We start from the raw sequence: 19661 nt of genomic DNA, 5'->3' as shown, positions 1-19661 counted from the left end.
CACGGCGATGCTTCGACGAAGCGATGGACTACCTGAGGGCTGGCTTGACCGAAAATCGATCAATCACAGGGAAAACACGGGAAACAGGCGTCACACCTGTCCCGGGCGTCCCGGTGGCGTACGCCTGTCAGCCGCGCCCGTGCGGGGTCAGCCAGACGGCGGGGTCGGGGCCGGCCGGCACGATCTGCGTCGGGTTGATGTCGGTGTGCACGACGTAGTAGTGCTGCTTGATCTGGTCGAAGTCGACCTCGTCGCCGAAGCCCGGGGTCTGGAAGAGGTCGCGGGCGTAGCCCCAGAGGTTCGGCATCTCGGTGAGCTTGTTGCGGTTGCACTTGAAGTGGCCGTGGTAGACCGCGTCGAAGCGGGCCAGGGTCGTGAAGAGGCGTACGTCGGCCTCGGTGATCGCCTCACCCATCAGGTAGCGACGGTCGGCGAGGCGCTCCTCGAGCCAGTCCATCGCGGTCCACAGCCGCTCGTACGCGTCCTCGTAGGCCTCCTGCGAGCCGGCGAAGCCGCAGCGGTAGACGCCGTTGTTGACCTCGGTGAAGACCCGCTTCATCACCGACTCCATCTCCTCCCGGACGTCGGCCGGCCACAGGTCCGGGGCGTCCGGGCGGTGGTGCTCGCGCCACTCGAAGAACAGGTCGTGGGTGATCTGCGGGAAGTCGTTGGTGACGACCTTGCCGGACTCGACGTCGACGATCGCCGGCACGGTGATCCCGCGCGGGTAGTCGGCCTCGCGGGCGAAGTAGGCCTCCTGCAGCCGCTCGATGCCCAGCACCGGGTCGCGGCCGCCCTCGTCGAGGTCGAAGGTCCAGCTGCGGGCGTCGTGCACCGGGCCGGGGGCACCCCAGGAGATGACGTCCTCGAGCCCGAGGAGGGAGCGCACGATGATCGAGCGGTGCGCCCAGGGACAGGCGCGCGCGGCGACGAGGCGGTAGCGCCCGGGGGCGACCTCCCAGGTCGTGACGTCGCGGGGACTGTCCTTCGACCCGCTGGGGAACTGCTCGTCCAGGGGATCGGCCGACGACCCGCCTGCGAGGACCCGGTCCGGGAGGTAGGTCATGTCGCGCTCGAAGGGCTCGCCCTGCTTGGTGTAGGTCGCCGTGTCGTTCACGCTTCAACCTTACTGACCCACGCCACGACCCGGGGTAGTCCAGTGAGCGATGGTCGGCAGTGAGCCTCCCGGAGGACCATCCGTCACTGGACTACCCGGGGAGGGGCGATCGCAAACAAGTGTTTGCAAACAACCCTTGGCAGTCCTAGGCTGGCGAGGTGCCCTCCTCCATCACCCCGGACATCGCCGGCCTCCGTGCCCTGAGCCACCCCGTCCGCCTGCGGATGCTCGGCCTGCTGCGCTCCGACGGCCCCGCGACGGCGACCGTGCTCGCCGGCCGCCTGGGGCTCAACACCGGCGCGACGTCGTACCACCTGCGCCAGCTTGCCCAGCACGGCTTCATCGAGGAGGACACCGAGCGGGGCAACGCCCGCGACCGCTGGTGGCGCGCGACGCACGAGGCGACCTACACCTCGTTCAGCGGGGAGGACATCACCGACGACGTCGAGGCCTACCTGGCCACCGTGGCGATGATCTACGGCGAGCGGTTGCGCACGGTCGTCTCCGAGCTGCGGTTCTACCCCGAGCAGTGGCAGGGCGTCAGCACGCTCAGCGACTGGCACTTCACCCTGACGCCCGCGCGCGCCAAGGCGCTGGTCGAGGCCCTCACCTCCACGGTCGAGGAGGTCGAGGACAGCACCGAGGACGGAGCGGCCCCGTTCGTGGTCAACCTCAACGCCTACCTCGAGCCGGGTCGGCTCGACCTCCGGGAGCCGGAGTGAGCGCCGCCGGGACGACTCGTACGCCGCTGGTCGGCGGCCTGGTCGCCGAGGGTGTCTCCTACGTCGGCACCCGGATCTCGATGATCGCGATCCCGTGGTTCGTCCTGTCCACCACCGGATCGGCGACGCAGACCGGTCTCGTCGCGGCCGCGGAGATCACCCCGCTCGTGCTCTTCAAGGCGCTCGGCGGTCCCCTGCTCGACCGGCTGGGACCACGCCGGGTGACGCTGGTGTGCGACCTGCTCTCGGCCGTCGTGGTGGCCTCGATCCCGCTGCTGCACGGGCTCGGGATGCTCTCCTTCCCGACCCTGCTGGTCCTGGTGGCCGTCGCCGGCGCCCTGCGCGGGCCGGGCGACGCCGGCAAGGCGGCGATGACACCCGAGCTCGCGCGAGTCGCGGGCTGGTCGCTCGAGCGGGTCGCCGGGCTGGCCGCCGCGGTCGAGCGCACGTCGACCATGGCAGGGGCGGCGCTCGCCGGCCTCCTCGTCGCCAGCGTCGGCGCGACCAACGCGCTCTACGTCGACGCCGCGTCGTTCGTCGTCGCGTTCGCGGTCTTCGCGGTCGCGACCAGCGGCCTCGGCCGGCCGGTCCCTCCCGAGGTCGGCGCCGACGCGACGTCGTACGCCACCGAGCTGCGGCAGGGCTGGCAGTTCCTGCGCACCGAGCCCGTGCTGATCGCGATCTGCGCGATGGTGGCGGTGACCAACCTCGTCGACCAGGCGTACGCCGCGGTGCTGGCGCCGGTCTGGGCCAAGGAGTCGGGCGCGGGCGTGGCGGTGCTGGGCACGCTCTTCGCGGTGATGAGCGGCGCGTCGGTGCTCGGCGCGCTGGCGGCGGCGAGGTGGGGCGAGACGCTGCCGCGCTTCCGGACCTACGTCATCGCGTTCCTCGTCGCGGGGGCGCCGCGCTACGTCGTGATGGCGCTGGAGTCGCCGGTGTGGGCGGTCTTCGCGGTCACGGCCGTCGCGGGCTTCGCCTCGGGCTTCCTCAACCCGATCCTCGGCGCGGTGATCCTCGAGCGGATCCCGGCGCCACTGCTGGGCCGGGTGTCGTCGCTCAACACGGCGATCTGCTGGTCGCTGATGCCGCTCGGCGGGATCCTGGGCGGCCTGGCCGTCGCCGGGCTGGGCGTCTCCCCCGCGCTGCTGGTGGCCGGCGCGGTCTACCTCGCGACGACGATGGCGCCGACCCGGGTGCCGAGCTTCCGGCGGATGGACCGCGCCCCGGCCGGAGACGCGCAGACCATGGTCACCCCGTCGGGGCGACCGCCCGCCTGAGCGTGACGTCCGGGCCGACCGTGCCCGCGCGCCTACGCCGACACTCAGGGAGCGAAGCGCGCCGCCACCTCGACCACGCGGTCGAAGGCCTCGGCCTCACCGATGCTGACGCGTACGCCGTCGCCGGCGAAGGGCCGCACCGAGATCCCGACCTCGCCGCAGGCCGCGGCGAAGTCCAGCGCCCGGTCCCCGAGCGGGAACCAGACGAAGTTGCCCTGCGCGTCGGGCAGCTCCCAGCCGACCTCGCGGAGCCGGGCGACGAGGTCGGCACGCCGGTCCACCAGCTCGGAGACCCGCTCGAACAGCTCCTCGCGCGCCTCGAGCGAGGCGATCGCCGCCGCCTGGGCGACGTGGCTGACGCCGAAGGGGAGCGACACCGCCCGCAGCGCGCCGGCCAGCGGCGCAGGCGCGACGGCGTACCCCACCCGGAAGCCCGCGAGGCCGTAGGCCTTGGAGAAGGTGCGGGTCAGCACGACGTTGTCGTGGCGGCGGTAGGTCGCGATGCCGTCGATGGCGTCGTCCATCCGCACGAACTCCAGGTAGGCCTCGTCGACCACGACGACCACGTGGGTCGGCACCTTGGCGATGAAGGCGTCGAGGTCGGCCTGCGTGACGGCCGGCCCGGTCGGGTTGTTGGGCGTGCAGACGATGACCACCTTGGTGCGGTCGGTGATCGCTGCCGCCATCGCGTCGAGGTCGTGGCGACCGTCGGCGGTCACCGGCACCTGCACGCTCGTCGCGCCGCCCGCCGTCACGGCGATGGGGTAGGCCTCGAAGGAGCGCCAGGCGTAGACGACCTCGTCGCCGGGCTCGCAGAAGGCGTTGACGAGCTGGTAGATCAGTGCGACCGACCCGGTGGCCGCGGCGAGGTCCTCGACCGGCACGCCCATCGCCTCGCCGAGGGCGGCGTAGAGCGCGGTGCTGCCCATGTCGGGGTAGCGGTTCATCTGCGCCGCCGCCTCGTGCGCCGCCTCCAGCACGCCGGGCAGCGGCGGGTAGGGGTTCTCGTTCGACGACAGCTTGTAGGACGTCAGCCCGGGTCGGGCGACGGGCGGTTTGCCGGCGACGTACGCAGGGATGGCGAGCACGTTGGGCCGGGGCTGGGGGGTGGTCATGGAGAGACCCTATTCAGCCGTACGACGATCCCGCCACGGCCTCACGACGGGGAGCAGCGCCGCCCCGATCGCGGCCCCGATCCCGGCACCGAGGATGTTGTCGACGAGGTCGGTGACGTCGCAGGCGCGGTCGATGCGGGCGAGCTGGAGCTGGGTGAGCTCGATGCCGAGGCTGTACGCCGCCAGGAGGGCGAGTCCGACCGGTGCGAGCACGAGCCCCGACCACCAGCGGCCGGCCGCCAGCACCAGGAACACCCCGGCCGGCACGAAGAGCAGCACGTTGAGGGTGCGCTGGTCGAGGCCGAGGACCTCGAAGGTGGTGCCTGACGGGCCGCCGTAGTCCCACGAGCACGACTCGCTGCGGGTCTCGGCCGGCACCACCCCGACGTCGGGACGGGTGGGGACGAGGGTGACCAGGGCGATCGCGGTCAGCGACCACAGCAGCCCGGCGACGGCGGACGAGGTGGCGGCGCCGAACCGCGCCCGCAGTGCCAGGGCGAGCAGGACCGCGAGCCCGCCGGCGACGAGGGCGCCGAGCACCATCACGCCCGTGCCGCCGATCGTCATGCGGGGAGGCTAGCCGCGATGGGCCACGGGTCTCGATACGCCCCGTCGCGACCTCGCACGCTCGGTCGCGGGGCCACTCGACCTCCCGACACACGCCGCGCGCGACTTCGTCGCTCCCGGCTAGTGTCGTGACATGCGTTTCATCACCTGGTTGCTCACCTACGCCGCGGGGCTCTCCGTCGCGGCGTGGCTGCTCGACGGGATCTCGTTCGCCGGCGCCCGCTCCGGGCAGGCCGAGCTCCAGGACAAGGTCGTCCCGGTGCTGCTGGTGGCGCTGATCCTCGGACTGGTCTCGACCTTCATCGAGCCGGTGATCAAGCTGCTGTCGCTGCCGTTCATCATCCTGACGCTGGGCTTCCTGCTGCTGGTCATCAACGCGCTCATGCTGATGCTCACCGCGCGGCTGGCCGACGCCTTCGACATCGGCTTCACCGTCGACGGCTTCTGGACCGCCGTGGTCGGCTCGCTCGTCATCACCGTCGTCGGCTGGGGCGTCCGCACCGCGCTGCCGTCGGGGGACTGACCGGGCTTGCGGACCCTCCCTCCTCCCCGCACGCCGGGCAGCTACCGCATCGAGCTGGTCTGCCTGGGCAACATCTGCCGCTCCCCCACCGCCCACGTCGTCCTCGAGAGCCGCCTCGCCGACGCCGGGCTCGGCGACCGCGTCGAGGTCACCTCGTCGGGCACCGGCGGCTGGCACGTCGGCAACCCGATGGACGACCGCGCCGCCGCGACCCTCGACGCCGCGGGCTACGACCCGACCCGGCACCGGGCCCGGCAGTACGACGACGCCCGCCCCGAGGCGTACGACGTGGTGCTGGTGATGGACGGGTCCAACCTCGCCGACGTGGGCGGGCGCACCGATCGGGTCGGCCTGTTCCGCGACCTCGATCCGGTCGATCCCGGGGCCGAGGTCCCGGACCCGTACTACGGTGGGGCCGACGGGTTCGAGGAGGTGCTGGCGATGGTCGAGCGCACGAGCGATGCGATCGTGGCCGCCCTCCAGCCGCTCCTGGACGACCGGCAGGGCCGGGCCTGATGGCTCGCCAGCCACTGGTCGCGAAGCGCGCCGAGGAGCTCCTCGGCTCGTCGGTCGTCGCGACCTCGCCCGTTGCCGGGGGCGACATCGCCACTGCCACCCGCCTGCGCCTCTCGAGCGGCCAGACCGCGCTGATGAAGACGCTGCCGCACGCTCCCGAGGGGTTCTTCGAGGCCGAGGTGGCCGGGCTCGACTGGCTCGGCGAGGTCGAGAGCGGCGTACCCGTCCCCGAGGTCCTCGCAGCCGCCAGCGACTGCGTGATCCTGGCGTGGGTCGAGCCGGGCTCCAAGACGCCTGTCGAGGCCGCCACCACCTTCGGCCAGCAGCTCGCCGCCACGCACGCCGCCGGCGCCGACGGCTGGGGCCTGGACCACGACGGCTTCATCGGGCGCCTGCCGCTGCCCAACCGCACCGCCGGCTCGTGGGCGGAGTTCTACGCCGTGCGGCGGGTCCTGCCCTACCTCAAGCTCGCCCGTGACCGCGGCGCGATCGCCGACTCCGACGCCGCGGCGGTCGAGGCGGTCGTCGGCCGGCTCACCGACCTGCTCCCCGACGAGGCGCCCGCGCGCCTGCACGGCGACCTGTGGAACGGCAACTGCCTCTGGGGTCAGGACGGCGTGATCCACGTGATCGACCCCGCCGCCTACGGCGGCCACCGCGAGGTCGACCTCGCGATGCTGCACCTCTTCGGCCTCACGCACCTGCCGCGGGTCGTGGCGGCGTACGACGAGGTGGCCCCGCTCGCCGAGGGCTGGGAGGACCGGCTGGGGGTCCACCAGCTCTTCCCGTTGCTCGTGCACGCGTGCATGTTCGGCGGCGGCTACGGCGCCCGCGCCGGGACGATCGCCGCCCGCTACACCTGACCTGCGCCCGTCTTCAGCCTCCGCTCAGGCGCGGCTGGCATCCTTGCGGCTGTGACCGAGTCCAAGCCCCGCGTGCTGGTCGTCGACGACGACCGCGCCGTGCGTGACTCGCTGCGCCGCTCGCTGGAGTTCAACGGCTACGAGGTGGCGCTGGCCGCCGACGGCGCCGAGGGCCTGGTCGCGGTCGGCGCCCAGCACCCCGACGTGGTGGTCATCGACGTGATGATGCCGCGCCTGGACGGCATCGAGACCACGCGGGCCCTGCGTGCGGCCGGCAACGACGTGCCCGTCCTGGTGCTCACCGCGCGCGACGCGGTCGGCGACCGGGTCGAGGGCCTCGACGCCGGTGCCGACGACTACCTCACCAAGCCCTTCGCGCTCGAGGAGCTGCTGGCCCGGCTGCGCGCGCTGCTGCGCCGCGTCGTGCCGGACGACGACGCCGCGGGCGAGGTGCTGACCTTCGCCGACCTGACCATGGACGTGTCCAGCCGCGACGTGACCCGCAACGGTCGCGCGATCGAGCTGACCCGCACCGAGTTCACCCTGCTCGAGATGTTCCTGCGCCGGCCGCGCCGGGTGCTCGACCGGTCGTTCATCCTCGAGGAGGTCTGGGGCTACGACTTCCCGACGAGCGCCAACTCCCTCGAGGTCTACGTCGGCTACCTGCGCCGCAAGACCGAGGCGGCGGGCGAGCAGCGGCTGATCCAGACGGTGCGCGGCGTCGGCTACGTGCTGAAGGAATCATGAGCGGCACCACGCCGTGGCCCGACGGGCGCTGGCACTACCGCAGGTCGCTGGCCTCGCGGGTCGCCGTCATCACCACGGTGGCGCTCGGCGTCTCGATCGCCGTGATGGCCCTCACCGCCTTCTTCGTGATGCGCCAGCAGCTGATGAGCTCGCTCGACCAGTCGCTGCTCAACCGGGCGCACAGGGCGACCGCGACCACCACGCTGACGGAGATCACCGCCCGCGGGGCCCCGGCCTGGATGCTCGGCGCGGCCGACGTGCGGATCATCTTCATCAGCGCCCAGGGCCGCGTGATGACCGGCGACGACATCCCGAACTTCACCCTCGGCCAGCCGGAGTACGACGTCGCGACCGGCCAGCGCGAGTCGGCCGTGCGCACCGTCGTCACGCGCGAGGGCGAGCGGTTCCGCGTCGCGACCGTGCAGCACAACAGCGGCCACGCCCTGATCCTCGCCCAGCCGCTCGCGCCCAACGACCGCACGCTCGAGAAGCTGGGCGGTGTCCTCTTCGTCTTCGGCGCGCTCGGCGTGCTGGCGGCGCTGCTGGCCGGGTGGCTCGTCGCGCGCAGCGGCCTGCGCCCCGTGCGCAGGCTGACGTCCTCTGTCGAGCACATCGCCGTCACCGAGGACCTCACCCCGCTGCGGGTCGAGGGCGACGACGAGGTCGCCCGCCTGGCCACCGCCTTCAACCAGATGCTGCTCGCCCTCGGCGCCTCCCGCGACCGCCAGCGGCGGCTGGTCGCCGACGCCAGCCACGAGCTGCGTACGCCCCTCACCTCGCTGCGCACCAACCTCGACCTGCTCCGCCAGGCCGAGGGCAACGACGCCTTCCCGCCCGAGGCGCGCCTCGAGCTGCTCGACGACGTGCGCGGCCAGATCGAGGAGCTCAGCGCGCTGGTCGGCGACCTGGTCGAGCTCGCGCGCGACGAGCCGACGACCCACGTGGTCGCCGAGGTGGACCTCGCCGAGGCCGTCGAGCGTGCTGTCACGCGCGTACGCCGTCGCGCCCACGGTGTCTCCTTCGACGTTGACCTCGACCCGTGGCCTGTCGTCGGCGACGCCAGCAGCCTCGAGCGCGCGGTGACCAACCTGCTCGACAACGCCGCCAAGTGGAGCCCAGCCGACGGCACCGTCACCGTCCGACTGGCCGACGGCGTGCTGACCGTCGACGACGAGGGCTCTGGCATCGCCGAGGCCGACCGACCCCACGTCTTCGACCGGTTCTACCGCGCCGAGGAGTCGCGCGCGATGCCCGGCTCCGGGCTCGGCCTGGCCATCGTGCGGCAGGTGGTCGACCGCCACGGCGGGCGCATCGAGGCGTCCGAGTCGCCGACCGGCGGGGCTCGGTTCACGTTGTGGCTGCCGGGCGTGCCGGCTGGAACGCCGGGTTAGTCGAAGACGCGCAGCAGCCGCTCGGCCTTCCACTGCGCCTCGGCCCACTCCCCGACGACGTCCGAACGAACGGTGATCCCGCCGCCCGTGCCGAGCGACCAGGTGCCGCTACCGTCGGTCACCAGGGAGCGGATGACGACGCCCAGGTCGGCGGGGCCGTCGCCGCTGATCCAGCCGAACGCGCCGGCGTACACCCCGCGCGGGGTCGCCTCCACCTCCTCGATCACCTGCATGGTGCGAAGCTTCGGTGCCCCCGTCATCGAGCCCGCCGGGAAGAGCGCGCGCAGCGCACCGATCGTCGTGACGTCGTCGCGGAGCCGGCCGCGGACGGTGGAGACGAGCTGGTGCACCGACTCGTAGCTCTCGACCTGCATCAGCGCGGGCACCTCGACCGACCCGACCTCGCACACCAGCGACAGGTCGTTGCGCAGCAGGTCGACGATCATCAGGTTCTCGGCGCGCGTCTTGGGGTCCTCGGCCAGCCGGGCCCGGTGCGCCTCGTCCTCCTCGGGCGTCGCACCGCGCGACGAGGTGCCCTTGATCGGCTTGGTCTCCAGGTGCCGGTCGGGGGTGATCAGGGCGTACCTCTCCGGCGAGCTCGACAGCAGCCACCCGCGCGCGCCGTCGACGTCGTGCTGGAGGAAGCCGGAGTACGGCGCCGGGTTGAGCTCACGGAGTCGGAGGTACGCCGCCAGCGGGCCGAGGTCGGCACGGCGGGTGAGCCGGTGGGTGAGGTTGACCTCGTAGGAGTTGCCGGCACGCAGGTGCTCCTGGACGGTGGCGAAGGCGTCGGCGTACTGGGTTGTCGGCCCTTCCCGCAGGTTGTCAGGCCGTGCAGAGCCTGACAACGTGAGGGATCCCCGGTCGGCCGGGGATCCCGAAGGGGCGGCCACCCCGTGCTCGAACACCCGCACCTCCCGCGGCCGCATCCAGACCGCGTCGGGCAGGAGCGGGTCGGGGGCGGCGGGGAGGTCGGTGCGCGCGGCGTAGCCGAGGTAGCCGAACCACTGCTCCCCGGCGCCGATCCGCTCCTCCAGGACCGTGAAGACATCGTCGCCGACGACCGTCGACGTGCCGGAGACGTGCTCGCGCACCTCGCGCCGGGCCGCCGACCACGACAGCGAGACGTCGTCGTCCTCGAGCCAGCCGATGATCGAGCGCCGTCCCGACCACTCGCGCGCACCGCCGCCGTCGAGCCAGAAGCAGCGCCGGTGCGCGGCCGCGACGTCGCGGAAGAAGGAGACCGGGTCGCTCGTCGGAGAGGTCATGAGAGGAAGTTCCTGACCAGGTCGACGCCGTGCTCGGACAGCACGGACTCGGGGTGGAACTGCACGCCCTCCAGCGGCAGCGTGCGGTGGCGCACGCCCATCACCACGCCGTCCTCGCTCCACGCGGTCGCCACCAGCTCGGCGGGGACGTCGACGGCGCCGAGGGAGTGGTAGCGCACCGCCGCGAACTCCTGCGGCACGTCGGCGAAGACACCCTCGCCGTCGTGGCGGATCGTCGCGACGTCGCCGTGGGCCGGCTCGAGGCGCGCCACCGTGCCGCCGTACGCCGTCACGAGCCCCTGCATGCCGAGGCACACCCCCAGCACCGGGCGGGTGCCGGCGCGCAGTACCGCGCCCCCCACCGCGAAGTCCGAAGGCTCGCCCGGGTGCCCCGGGCCGGGCGACAGCACGACGTGGGAGTGGGCGAGGACGTCGTCGGCCGTGACCTCGTCGTGCTGCACGACCGTCGGCAGGACGCCGGTGACCCGGGCGACGAGGTGCACCAGGTTCCAGGTGTAGGAGTCGTGGTGGTCGACCACGATCACGTCCGGCGTCACGCGCCGAGGCTAGCCCCCAGGAGCCGGCCTACTGGCGCAGGGCACGACAGGCGTCCGACACCGGCTGGTCGCCGGTCTCGGTGCACCCGTCGAACGCCTTCAGCCGGGCCATCAGCTCCGCGACCTCGCCCTGCCGGCGCGGGCTGGCGAAGGTGTTGCGGCGCTCGTAGCGGTCGCGGGCGTAGGAGTAGTACTCGTAGCCCCACGTCACCTTGTCGCGGCGGGGGTCGAGGTCGAAGCGCGCGAGCAGCGCGGACCGGCTGCGCACCGCGGTGAAGGACGGGATCCGGTCGAGCTCGGTGCCGCTGAAGGCGGCGTCGGGGTCGGAGCCGGTCAGCGTCTGCTGCGTGTGCTCGAGGAAGGCGTAGCGGTGGCGCACCAGCCGCGGCTGCGACAGCGTCGGCACCAGGGAGACGCCGCTGCGCAGGGGCGCGGGCGCCAGCCCGGCGAGCTCCTCGAAGGTCGGCGCGAGGTCGATGTTGCTGGTGACCTCCTGGCGCTTGCCGGGCGCGACGCCCGGGCCGGTGACGAGCAGCGGCACCCGGACGTCGGTGTCGTACGGCGTCCCCTTGCCGCGGCCCATGCCCTGCTGGCCCAGGTGGAAGCCGTTGTCGGAGGTGAGCACGACGTAGGTGTTCGGGCCGACCGAGCGCAGGATCCGGGTCACCAGCCGGTCGGCGGAGCGGACCATCCGCGCGCGGTCGCGCAGGTCGCGCACCGCGACGGGCGCGGGGAGCGTACGCGTCGTGTTCCACGCGCGGGCCCGCTTGCCGTTGGCCAGGCGCGGGCGGTTGTCCTTGCGCGGGTCGCCGAAGCCGGGGAGGTCGGTGGTGGTGAGCTTGCGGCACGCGACCCGGCCGCAGCTGCGCGGGCCGGAGCGGTCGCGGAACATCGGCGGGAAGAGCGGGTCGTCGGCGTAGTGGCCCTGCTGGTTGACCCGGTTGTGCGGGGCGTAGAGCGCGACCTCGAGGAAGTAGGGCGCGTCCGACGCCTCGCCGGAGCGGAGGAAGTCCATCGCCAGGTCGCCGATCACGGTGCCCGCGTAGGCGCGGTCCTTGGCGGCGGCGCTCGCGCTCGCGGGCGGCGCCGGGTGCTGGGTCAGCCGCAGCCGCTGGCCGGCGAGGGAGGTGCTGGCGAAGTCCCAGCCGTCGTAGGCCGAGCCGAAGACGGTGTTGAAGGTCGACCAGCCCGGCACCACGGGGGGCAGCGCGCGGCCCGGCGACCACTCGTACTCGTTGAGGAACTTGCCGACGAAGCCGGTGGTGTAGCCGGCCTCCTGCAGGCGCACGTTGAACGCGCGCTCGGGGTTGCCGTTGACGTCGTAGGCCGGCCAGCCGCCCAGCGTCGAGGTGCCCTGGTTGGAGGTGTTGGTGCGTACGCCGGTCTGGTGGGGGTACTGCCCGGTGAAGAAGCTCGAGCGCGAGACGCAGCACAGCGAGTCGGTGACGAAGGAGTGCGGGTAGCTCGCGCCCGCCTTGCGCATCCGCTGCACCGACCGCATCGTCTGCACGAGGTCCATGGAGAAGTCGTCGAGCATCACGACCACGATGTTGGGGCGCCTGGCCTGGCTCGCCGCCGGCCTCAGGTCCACCGACGCGCTGCTCGTGGTCGACGGCGGCGCCGGCTCGTCCACCGTGCCCGTGCCGCCCGGCGCGCCGCACGCGACCAGCGCGAGCAGGCACAGGCCTGCCAGTGCTCCCTTGAAGTGCCTCACGTGTCCCCCGTCGTGTCCCGAACCGGCTCCGCGGGAGCCGACTACCCAGAGTGACGTCCTGCGTCCCCGGTTGGTTGCCTCCCACGCCCGACCAAAGTCGTTGCGTTGCTGACCGATGGTTGAGATCAGGTCAGGAGGTCGCGCACCGCGGCGTGCAGCAGGTCGTAGCCGTTCTCGGTGAGGATCGACTCAGCGTGGAACTGGATGCCGCGGAAGTGCGGGCCGACGACCGCGTGGATGTCGCCGGTGGCCTCGTCGGCCTCGACACGTACGCCCTCGGGCAGCGACGCGCCGGCCGGCACCCGGCCGACGAAGGTGTTGTAGAACCCCACCCGCTCGGTGCGACCGTCGAGGCGGACCGGCGACTGGGTGCCCTGGAAGACCACGTCCTTGTAGCCGAGGTCGAGCCCGAGCCGCTCGCACAGCGTCTGGTGACCGAGGCAGACCGCGAGGAACGGCTGCCCGGAGGCGAGCAGGTCGTCGACGGCGCGGCGGAACGACGCGATCTTGGGGTGCTCGCCCTCGCGCGGGTCGCCCGGCCCGGGGCCGACGATCACCAGGTCGGCGCCGTCGAAGGCGCCGGCCACGTAGTCCTCGTGGCGCACCACGCGCGACGTCATGCCGAAGACACCGAGGACGTGGACGAGCATGTTCACGAAGTCGTCCTCGCCGTGGAGGATGACCGCGCTCTTCCCGGCGAGGCCGGGGTCGGCGGGCTCGCCGGCCTGGTCGGTCAGCCAGAAGCGAGAGAGCCGCTGGTTGCGCGACCCCAGCGCCAGCACGACGTCCTCGTCGCGCGCCAGTTCGGCGATGTCGGTGCCGTCGGAGGTCGCCCGCGGCGCGAGGCCGAAGGCGCTGAGGATGCCGCCCGCCTTGGCCCGGGTCTCGGCCACCTCGTAGGCCGCCTCGGAGTCGCGCACCAGCGTGGCGCCCGCGGTCACCTTGAGCTCCCCGGACGGCGAGACGTCGGCGGTGCGGATGAGGATCGGGCTGTCCATGGTGGGCGTGCCGTCCGGTCCGCGGCCGAAGAGCGCGAGCGCGGCGCCGTAGTAGCCCCGGCCCTCGGGCTCGTAGTCGGCGATCAGCCGGCAGGCGTTCTCGACGGGCGCGCCGGTCACCGTGGCGGCGTACATCGTGTCGCGCAGGATCTCGCGGTGGTCGCGCTCGGAGCGCCCGGCGAGGAGGTACTCGGTGTGGATCAGGTGGGTCATCGGCTTGAGGAAGGGCCCGAGCACCTGGCCGCCCTCGTGGCAGATGTCGCACATCATCTTCAGCTCTTCGTCGACGACCATGAAGAGCTCGAAGACCTCCTTCTCGTCGGCGAGGAAGTCGAGCAGCCGCTGCTTCAGTCTCTCGCTGGTCGAGTAGCCGTCCGAGCCCTCGGTGGTCGAGTAGCCGTCGCGAGGAACGAGCGATGGCGTATCGAGACCCGGATCCTTCACCCGGAAGGTCCCCGAGATCGGGTTCATCCGTACGTCGCCCTGCCGCACCGACACGTGCCGCTCGGGGCTGGCGCCGATGAGGAACCGGTCGCCGGTGAAGAAGCAGAAGGTCCAGTAGGCGCCGCGCTCGCGCTCCATCAGCCGGCGCAGCACGGTGAGGGCGCGCGAGGCGTCCCAGTCGGCGACGACCGCGCGGTAGTGGCGTCCGATCACGAGGTTGGCGCCCTCGCCCTGGCCGATCTCGTCGCGGATGATCGCCTCGACCACCTCGCCGTAGTCGGCGTCGCTGGTGGTGAACCCGCCGCGGTCGGCGAACTCGACCGGCACGTCGGGGAGCGCGGCGAGCAGGTCCTCGACCGCCACCTCGTGCTCGGCCTCGATGTCGACGACCGTCAGGGGCGCGCCGTCGTCGATCGCGGCGAAGCCGCGCTCGCGCACCTGGCGGAACGGCACCGCGACGAGCCGGTCGGCGCTGCGACCGGGCTCGGGGACGCCCGTCTCGAGGGGGATGTCGAGCAGCGAGGCGACCTCGTGGGGCGTGCCACCGATGAGCCCCGCAGTGGGCGCAGCCTTGCGCCGGATGACCGCCCACGCGCCGTACCCCTGGATCTGCTCCAGGAGGTCGGTGACGGTCGGGTTCTCGGTCATGGCGGAAACCCTAGTGTTGGATGGGCGAGGTCCTCCGGCCGGTCCGCGGCGGTGGACGCCGCCCTCCGGACCGCCAGGTCGCCGCCGCCCCCAGGAGCCCCCGTGACCGACGTGCATCTCGTGCTGACGGCTCCCGCTGCCGGCACGGTGCCGGACGACGAGGGCGTACGCACCTGGCTCGAGGCGCTCGCCCGCGTCCCCGCGGCGATGCGACGGGTCACCGGTGAGGGCGTACGCCTCCCTGCCGCCACCGCCGAGTGGGCGGCGACCCTGGGCGCCACCATCGCCGGAGACACCGATCGTGCGGACGCGGTGACCGTAGTGGCCCGTTTGGGCGACCTGCCGAGCCCGCGCACGCTCGTCCTGCTCGCCGCCGCAGTGTCGGCCGAGCGACCGGTGGCCGTGGTGGCGCCGTGGCCCGGTGCGCCGGACGACGTCGCGTGCGTGGCCGTCCACAGCACCGCACCCGCTGCGCTGCGCGGTGCCGGTGACCCGGCGGCGGTGCTCGCCTCGACCGGCGCCACCCCGTACGTCCAGCACGGCACGCTCGTCGTCCCGGGCGGCGCGGCGGTGCCCGACCCGCACGCGGTCGGCCCGCAGCCGGCGTACGGCCACCCGGCAGCTCTGCCTTGCACGCTGCTCCACCGGATGCTGCGGCAGGCCGGGCTGCCGACCCCCGAGCCCGCGGACACCTCACCGCGTCCCTTCCTCACCGTCGTCACCCGCACGCAGGGCACGCGGCTGGTGTGCCTGGAGGAGGCGCTCACGTCGCTGGCGGCCCAGGCCTGCCGAGACCTCGAGGTCGTCGTGGCGGCGCACCGGGTCGGTGCCGACGACCTCACCGCGGTCCGGGCCGCCGTCGCCGCCCAACCCGCGTGGCTGCGCGATCGGGTGCGGGTGCTCGACGTGCAGCGCCCCGGCCGGTCGGCCCCGCTCAACGACGCGCTCGACGTCGCCCGCGGACGCTACGTCGCGGTGCTCGACGACGACGACCTCGTCACCCCTCGCTGGGTCACGGCGTTCGCGGCAATGGAGGCGCAGGCGGCCGGGACGGTGCTCCGCGCAGCGGCGCTGCGCCAGGACGTCGCCCCCGCCCGGGTCGACGTCGACGGCGTCGGCGAGGTCGTCGCGGCGGCGACCGGGGAGCCGCACCTCGGCTGGCCGGTCGACTTCGCGATGGTCGACCACCTCGTCGACAACGCCACACCGGTGATGGCGCTCGCGCTGCCCCGCGGCATCGTGGCCGACCTCGGCGAGCGCTTCGACGAGGAGCTGGAGACCACCGAGGACTGGGACCTGCTGCTCCGTGCCGCCGGCCTGACCGGCGTGACGAGCTCGCCGGAGCCGACGTCGGTCTACCGCGTGTGGAGCGAGGAGGAGGGCTCGCGCAGCCTCCACCACGGCGACACCTGGCAGCGCGGGCACGACCGGGTGCGGGCCCGCCTCGCCGAGCGGGCGGTGCTGCTGAGCGGCGCGGAGGCCGACCGGCTGGCGGCCGCACGCGAGCAGCTGGCGCAGGAGCAGGAGGAGAAGTTCCGCTTCGCCGCCCTCAACGAGCAGGCCTCCGCCGACCTGGTGGCCGTCAACGAGGCGGTCGGCGTGCTGCGTGCGCAGCTGGCCGAGTCCGAGGACAAGCGCCGCCGCCTGGTCGAGCGCGTGCAACGGCTCAAGGCTCGTCTCGCAGACGAATAGCCCCAACGCGCCACGGGTCGTGCTCAGCCACGACGCCGGAGCTCGCGCGCCGGCACGCCGCCCACGGTGGCCCCGGGGGCCACGTCGGTGACGACGGCGGCGCCCGAGCCGACCACGCTGCCTGCACCGAGGCGTACGCCCGGGTTGAGCGCGGCAACGGCGCCGACGAAGCAACCCTCCTCCAGCACCACGTTGCCCGACACGGCCACGAGCGGGGACAGCACGCTGTGGTCGCCGATGACGACGTCGTGGCCGATGGTGGCGTTCTGGTTGAGGTGGACGTGGCGCCCGACCCGCACGTGGCTCTGCACGCGCACGCCCGCGCACACGACAGTGCCGGGGCCGAGGTCGACAGCGCGCCGGGCCAGCGTCGCGGCGGGGTGCACCAGAGTCGGGCTGGTGCGCCCGGCGGCCTGCGCCATGACGGCGCGTCGTGCCGACGGCGTACCGATCCCGGCCACGACACCCACGTCCCCCGGGAGAGAGGCCAGGTGGTCGATCCCGCCGAGGCGCTCCACGCCCCAGCCGGCGAGGCGCGCAGGGTCGGGGCGGCCGTCGTCCAGGACGCCGACGACCTCGATCGACGCACCCTCGGCGACCAGGGCGTCGACGACGTCGAGCACCTCGCCCGCGCAGCCGCCTCCGCCGAGCACCACGATCTTGAGGACCATGCCCGTTAGGCTAGAGCGTCGGTCTGCACGGGCCGCGTAACCCGCCCCCGCCAGATCGACCGGAGCCATCGCCACATGAGTCCCTCGCGCGACGCCCTCGGCGCGCTCGTACGCCTGGTCGCGTGGCACGACGCGCGGCCGCGGGCCACCATCCGGGGTCCACGTGGCTGGGTCTGGGCCTGCGTGGTGGCGGCGATCTTCTTCTGGATGTCCAATCCGCTCGTCTTCGTCCCGGGCTTCCACCTGTCCCTGGAGAAGGCGCTCGACCTCGTCCTCGTCGCCTGCCTGGTGACCCTTCCGTGGCTGCGCGTCCCCCGGGTGCCGTGGCCGTGGCTGGTCTTCCACGCCCTCGCCTACGCCTCGCTGGTGTGGACCATCGACCCGCACCTGACGGGCTACACGAACCTGCTCTACCTCAAGATCACGCTGGTGGCGCTCCTCATCGCCGCCAACTGCGAGGCCGAGGTGGTCGGGTGGGGGCTCGGCCTCGGCGGCGTGGTGGTGGTCGCCCTGTCGATCCACGCCTACCGCGAGGAGATGTGGGGAGCCTCGTACGCCGCGCTGGAGGGCGTGATCTTCACCGGCGTCGGCACCAACCAGAACATCCTCGCCTACACCGTCGTGGTGGCACTGGCCGGAACGTTGGCCGTCGCCCGCCGACGCCCGTTGCCGGCGCAGCTGTTGTGGGTGCTGGTGCTCGCAGTCAACCTCTACGGCCTCTACCTGGCGAGGTCGTCCACCGGCTACCTCGCCGCCCTGAGCGTGGTCGTGGTCCTCGGCGCCGTCAGCGCGTGGCCCCGCGTGCGGTCCCGCGGCCGCCGCCAGGTCGGGCTGTGGAGTGCTGGTGTCGGAGGTTTCCTGCTGGTCACCGCACTGGGCGTGATCACCCTGCTGGGAGACCAGCTCTCGACGTTCTCGGGCCGCGCGCCCTTCTGGGTCGCGACCCTGGAGGCGTCCGCCGACAACAGCCCCGTCATCGGGTCCGGGTGGGGCGCGGTGTGGCAGCACCCGTGGAGCCTGGTCCCGCCCAACGCGGTCGCCGACGACATCTATGCGCGCGCCGGCTTCCAGCTCTCCCACGGCCACAACTTCTTCCTCGACCTCGTGCCCGAGCTCGGGGTCCTCGGCATCGTCGCCGCGCTCCTGATCCTCGCGCGCTGCCTGCGCGACGCCCGCACGAGCGGCGTCACGCCCGAGGGAGCGGACCCGGTCGCGGGGCGCCTCGTCGCCCTGGGGCTGGCCGCCCTGCTCGTCGCCGGCATCACCGAGCCCATGTTCACCGTCCCCCTCGGGTGGTGGACCCTCGCGGTGCTGGGCGGCCTCCGGGCCAACCGCGTCCGCGCCCGTCGCGCCGTTCGCCCTCTGGGGCAACACAGGTCGAACGCGGGTTCTGCGGCGACGGCCCCCTCGTGACAACCTAGGACTGTGACGGGGGAAAAGACAGCACGCGAGTCGCCAGTGGCGCCAGCACGCGAGCGGATCCTCGAGTGGGTGCAGCTCGCCTGCCTCGCGTGGATCGTGTGGCTGCCGGTCTCGACGGGCATGGTCCTCTACCCCGCACTCCTGCTCGTGGCCGCGACGTCGCTGCTGCTGGTGGTGTGGCGGCGCACCCGCCCGACCAGGGCCGCCGTGGTGGTCTGGGGCGTCTACTACCTCTGGGCGGTGACGTGGACCGCCGTCTCCGCCGCGCGCGGCAACGAGGGCGTATGGCACCAGGCCGCCCTCTGGCTGGGTCTCCCGCTGCTGTGGGGCACCTGGAGCCTGAGCCTGCGCTCCGCCCAGGTCCGCCGTACGATCGTCGTGCTCCTCGGCGTCGGATGCGTGGCCGGCACCCTGATGCTCCTCCTCGCCCTCCAGGGCGTCACCGGGTCACCGACCTTCCCTGCGTGGCTCGTCGAGCTGCAGGACATGCGCGTGGTGGTCTCCGGCACCGGTGAGATCGAGCAGAACTACCTCGGGCTCTCCAGCCTGGTCGGGGTCGCCACCTTCGCCGTGGCCGCCGCCGTGCTGCCGTCGAGCGACACGTGGTTGCCGCACCGAGCCGTCGTGGCCCCGGCCGCCGCCGTGATGTTCGCCGCCGCCTCGGTGTCAGGCAGGCGAGGTCTCCTCCTCGTCGTACTCCTGGTCCTCGTGACGGCGCTGCTCGTCGGCGTCGGCCTCCTGCTCGTGCAGCACCGCACGTTCAAGCACCTCAGCTCCTACGCCGCCGGTGTGGCCGTCGCTGCCGCGGTTGTCGTGGCCTTCGCCGCGACGCCGCTCGGCCAGAACCTGCAGATCCTGGCAGGCATCGACGCAGGTACGGCGCCGGCCGGGACCGCGTCGGACGGGGCCGGAGCCGAGGACTTCGACTCCCTCCAGGCGGAGTCCGACCAGCTGCGGTCCGCGCAATTCACCGAGCTGATCGACGCCTGGCGCGAGCAGCCCCTCGTCGGGCACGGCTTCGGCGCCACCCTCGACTCCGACTTCACCCGCAGTGACGAGCGCCCGTGGATGTTCGAGGCCGAGCCCCTCCAGGCTCTGATGAACGTCGGGATCCTGGGCCTCCTCGTCGCGGCCGGGCCGGTCGTGCTGCTGCTCCGACGCAGCTGGCAGGCGCTGGCCACCGGTCTGCACCCGCGTGCCGTCATCGCGGGGCTCGCGACCCTCTTCGCGGTGGTCCTGGCCTCGGCGACCAACCCCTACCTCCAAGCGCCGGGGCACGGCTGGATGCTGTTCCTGGCGGCCGGGATCACCGGCGCGGCGCTGCACGAGCGCCGGGCTCCGAGCCCCGACGCCACGGACTAGGCTGACCGCCATGTCGGTAGACCCCCCGTTCAGTCGTCGACCGATGC

Annotated in this window: 18 protein-coding genes; 10 read left to right on the top strand and 8 right to left on the bottom strand. The window is 73.0% G+C overall.

The genetic code is table 11. From position 1 onward, the window contains the following. Positions 1-127: 127 nt before the first annotated feature. A complete protein-coding gene (locus tag IRX98_RS09585; RefSeq protein WP_224276161.1) occupies positions 128-1117 on the bottom strand; it encodes a glutathione S-transferase family protein in 990 nt (329 codons plus the stop codon). A 158-nt stretch (positions 1118-1275) separates the two neighbouring features. Here IRX98_RS09585 and IRX98_RS09580 point away from each other — a divergent pair, with 158 nt between their 5' ends. Next, positions 1276-1839, top strand: a complete 564-nt coding sequence (locus IRX98_RS09580) for an ArsR/SmtB family transcription factor (RefSeq protein ID WP_224276159.1) — start codon at positions 1276-1278, stop codon at positions 1837-1839. Then, on the top strand, positions 1836-3116 hold the full coding sequence (locus IRX98_RS09575) for an MFS transporter (protein WP_224276157.1): 1281 nt from the start codon (positions 1836-1838) through the stop codon (positions 3114-3116). Before IRX98_RS09580 ends, IRX98_RS09575 begins: the two co-directional genes overlap by 4 nt. 44 nt (positions 3117-3160) lie before the next feature. On the opposite strand, the gene hisC is transcribed toward IRX98_RS09575, so the two are convergent. Both hisC and IRX98_RS09565 read right to left on the bottom strand, forming a co-directional pair. Continuing rightward, positions 3161-4231 carry a histidinol-phosphate transaminase gene (hisC, locus tag IRX98_RS09570; protein ID WP_224276156.1) on the bottom strand — a complete coding sequence of 357 codons (1071 nt, stop codon included), beginning with the start codon at positions 4229-4231 and terminating at the stop codon, positions 3161-3163. Between the two features lie 9 nt (positions 4232-4240). After that, complete coding sequence (locus IRX98_RS09565) at positions 4241-4798, bottom strand: VanZ family protein (RefSeq protein WP_224276155.1); 558 nt, start codon at positions 4796-4798, stop codon at positions 4241-4243. Between the two features lie 133 nt (positions 4799-4931). Between IRX98_RS09565 and IRX98_RS09560 the strand changes: the two genes are divergently transcribed. Genes IRX98_RS09560 through IRX98_RS09540 form a run of 5 tightly spaced genes read left to right on the top strand, consistent with a single transcriptional unit; the run spans position 4932 to position 8838 of the window. Further along, positions 4932-5321, top strand: a complete 390-nt coding sequence (locus tag IRX98_RS09560) for a phage holin family protein (protein WP_224276154.1) — start codon at positions 4932-4934, stop codon at positions 5319-5321. A gap of 6 nt (positions 5322-5327) precedes the next feature. After that, positions 5328-5837 carry a low molecular weight protein-tyrosine-phosphatase gene (locus tag IRX98_RS09555; protein ID WP_224276153.1) on the top strand — a complete coding sequence of 170 codons (510 nt, stop codon included), beginning with the start codon at positions 5328-5330 and terminating at the stop codon, positions 5835-5837. Then, the gene (locus IRX98_RS09550) at positions 5837-6700 is read left to right on the top strand and encodes a fructosamine kinase family protein (RefSeq protein WP_224276152.1); all 864 of its coding nucleotides are present in this window, start codon (positions 5837-5839) and stop codon (positions 6698-6700) included. Before IRX98_RS09555 ends, IRX98_RS09550 begins: the two co-directional genes overlap by 1 nt. 51 nt (positions 6701-6751) lie before the next feature. Beyond that, a complete protein-coding gene (locus IRX98_RS09545; protein ID WP_224276151.1) occupies positions 6752-7447 on the top strand; it encodes a response regulator transcription factor in 696 nt (231 codons plus the stop codon). After that, a complete protein-coding gene (locus IRX98_RS09540) occupies positions 7444-8838 on the top strand; it encodes a HAMP domain-containing sensor histidine kinase (protein WP_224276149.1) in 1395 nt (464 codons plus the stop codon). Before IRX98_RS09545 ends, IRX98_RS09540 begins: the two co-directional genes overlap by 4 nt. Here the strand turns inward: IRX98_RS09540 and IRX98_RS09535 are convergent. From IRX98_RS09535 to IRX98_RS09520, 4 genes are all read right to left on the bottom strand, one after another. Then, on the bottom strand, positions 8835-10106 hold the full coding sequence (locus IRX98_RS09535) for an anthranilate synthase component I family protein (protein WP_224276147.1): 1272 nt from the start codon (positions 10104-10106) through the stop codon (positions 8835-8837). The two genes, IRX98_RS09540 and IRX98_RS09535, sit on opposite strands and share 4 nt — an antisense overlap. Then, positions 10103-10663, bottom strand: a complete 561-nt coding sequence (locus IRX98_RS09530; RefSeq protein WP_224276146.1) for an anthranilate synthase component II — start codon at positions 10661-10663, stop codon at positions 10103-10105. The genes IRX98_RS09535 and IRX98_RS09530 overlap by 4 nt, the downstream gene beginning before the upstream one ends. A gap of 28 nt (positions 10664-10691) precedes the next feature. After that, the gene (locus tag IRX98_RS09525; protein WP_224276145.1) at positions 10692-12377 is read right to left on the bottom strand and encodes a sulfatase-like hydrolase/transferase; all 1686 of its coding nucleotides are present in this window, start codon (positions 12375-12377) and stop codon (positions 10692-10694) included. A 125-nt stretch (positions 12378-12502) separates the two neighbouring features. Continuing rightward, the gene (locus IRX98_RS09520) at positions 12503-14467 is read right to left on the bottom strand and encodes an anthranilate synthase family protein (protein WP_224276144.1); all 1965 of its coding nucleotides are present in this window, start codon (positions 14465-14467) and stop codon (positions 12503-12505) included. Between the two features lie 102 nt (positions 14468-14569). Between IRX98_RS09520 and IRX98_RS09515 the strand changes: the two genes are divergently transcribed. After that, positions 14570-16159: a glycosyltransferase gene (locus tag IRX98_RS09515; RefSeq protein ID WP_224276143.1), complete on the top strand. Its 1590-nt coding sequence runs from the start codon at positions 14570-14572 to the stop codon at positions 16157-16159. A gap of 23 nt (positions 16160-16182) precedes the next feature. Here IRX98_RS09515 and IRX98_RS09510 read toward each other — a convergent pair whose 3' ends face one another. Further along, positions 16183-16830, bottom strand: a complete 648-nt coding sequence (locus IRX98_RS09510; protein WP_224276142.1) for an acetyltransferase — start codon at positions 16828-16830, stop codon at positions 16183-16185. 75 nt (positions 16831-16905) lie between these two features. Here IRX98_RS09510 and IRX98_RS09505 point away from each other — a divergent pair, with 75 nt between their 5' ends. Together IRX98_RS09505 and IRX98_RS23420 are read left to right on the top strand one after the other, a co-directional pair. Further along, entirely contained in the window at positions 16906-18243 is a 1338-nt protein-coding gene (locus tag IRX98_RS09505) for an O-antigen ligase family protein (protein WP_224276141.1), read from the top strand. A 45-nt stretch (positions 18244-18288) separates the two neighbouring features. Beyond that, the gene (locus IRX98_RS23420) at positions 18289-19614 is read left to right on the top strand and encodes an O-antigen ligase family protein (protein WP_224276140.1); all 1326 of its coding nucleotides are present in this window, start codon (positions 18289-18291) and stop codon (positions 19612-19614) included. Positions 19615-19661: the final 47 nt, after the last annotated feature.

Source organism: Nocardioides lacusdianchii (assembly GCF_020102855.1).
GTDB lineage: Bacteria > Actinomycetota > Actinomycetes > Propionibacteriales > Nocardioidaceae > Nocardioides > Nocardioides lacusdianchii.
The sequence above is the reverse complement of the archived record's forward strand: the minus strand, read 5'-3'. Positions and strand labels throughout refer to the sequence as shown.

What these genes read in the sequence shown, in the direction of transcription:
- IRX98_RS09505 (WP_224276141.1), top strand. Translation starts at nt 16,906, where the DNA reads ATGAGTCCCTCGCGCGACGCCCTCGGCGCGCTCGTACGCCTGGTCGCG.
- IRX98_RS09540 (WP_224276149.1), top strand. Translation starts at nt 7,444, where the DNA reads ATGAGCGGCACCACGCCGTGGCCCGACGGGCGCTGGCACTACCGCAGG.
- hisC (WP_224276156.1), bottom strand. Translation starts at nt 4,231, where the DNA reads ATGACCACCCCCCAGCCCCGGCCCAACGTGCTCGCCATCCCTGCGTAC.
- IRX98_RS09535 (WP_224276147.1), bottom strand. Translation starts at nt 10,106, where the DNA reads ATGACCTCTCCGACGAGCGACCCGGTCTCCTTCTTCCGCGACGTCGCG.
- IRX98_RS09565 (WP_224276155.1), bottom strand. Translation starts at nt 4,798, where the DNA reads ATGACGATCGGCGGCACGGGCGTGATGGTGCTCGGCGCCCTCGTCGCC.
- IRX98_RS09520 (WP_224276144.1), bottom strand. Translation starts at nt 14,467, where the DNA reads ATGACCGAGAACCCGACCGTCACCGACCTCCTGGAGCAGATCCAGGGG.
- IRX98_RS09560 (WP_224276154.1), top strand. Translation starts at nt 4,932, where the DNA reads ATGCGTTTCATCACCTGGTTGCTCACCTACGCCGCGGGGCTCTCCGTC.
- IRX98_RS09550 (WP_224276152.1), top strand. Translation starts at nt 5,837, where the DNA reads ATGGCTCGCCAGCCACTGGTCGCGAAGCGCGCCGAGGAGCTCCTCGGC.
- IRX98_RS09510 (WP_224276142.1), bottom strand. Translation starts at nt 16,830, where the DNA reads ATGGTCCTCAAGATCGTGGTGCTCGGCGGAGGCGGCTGCGCGGGCGAG.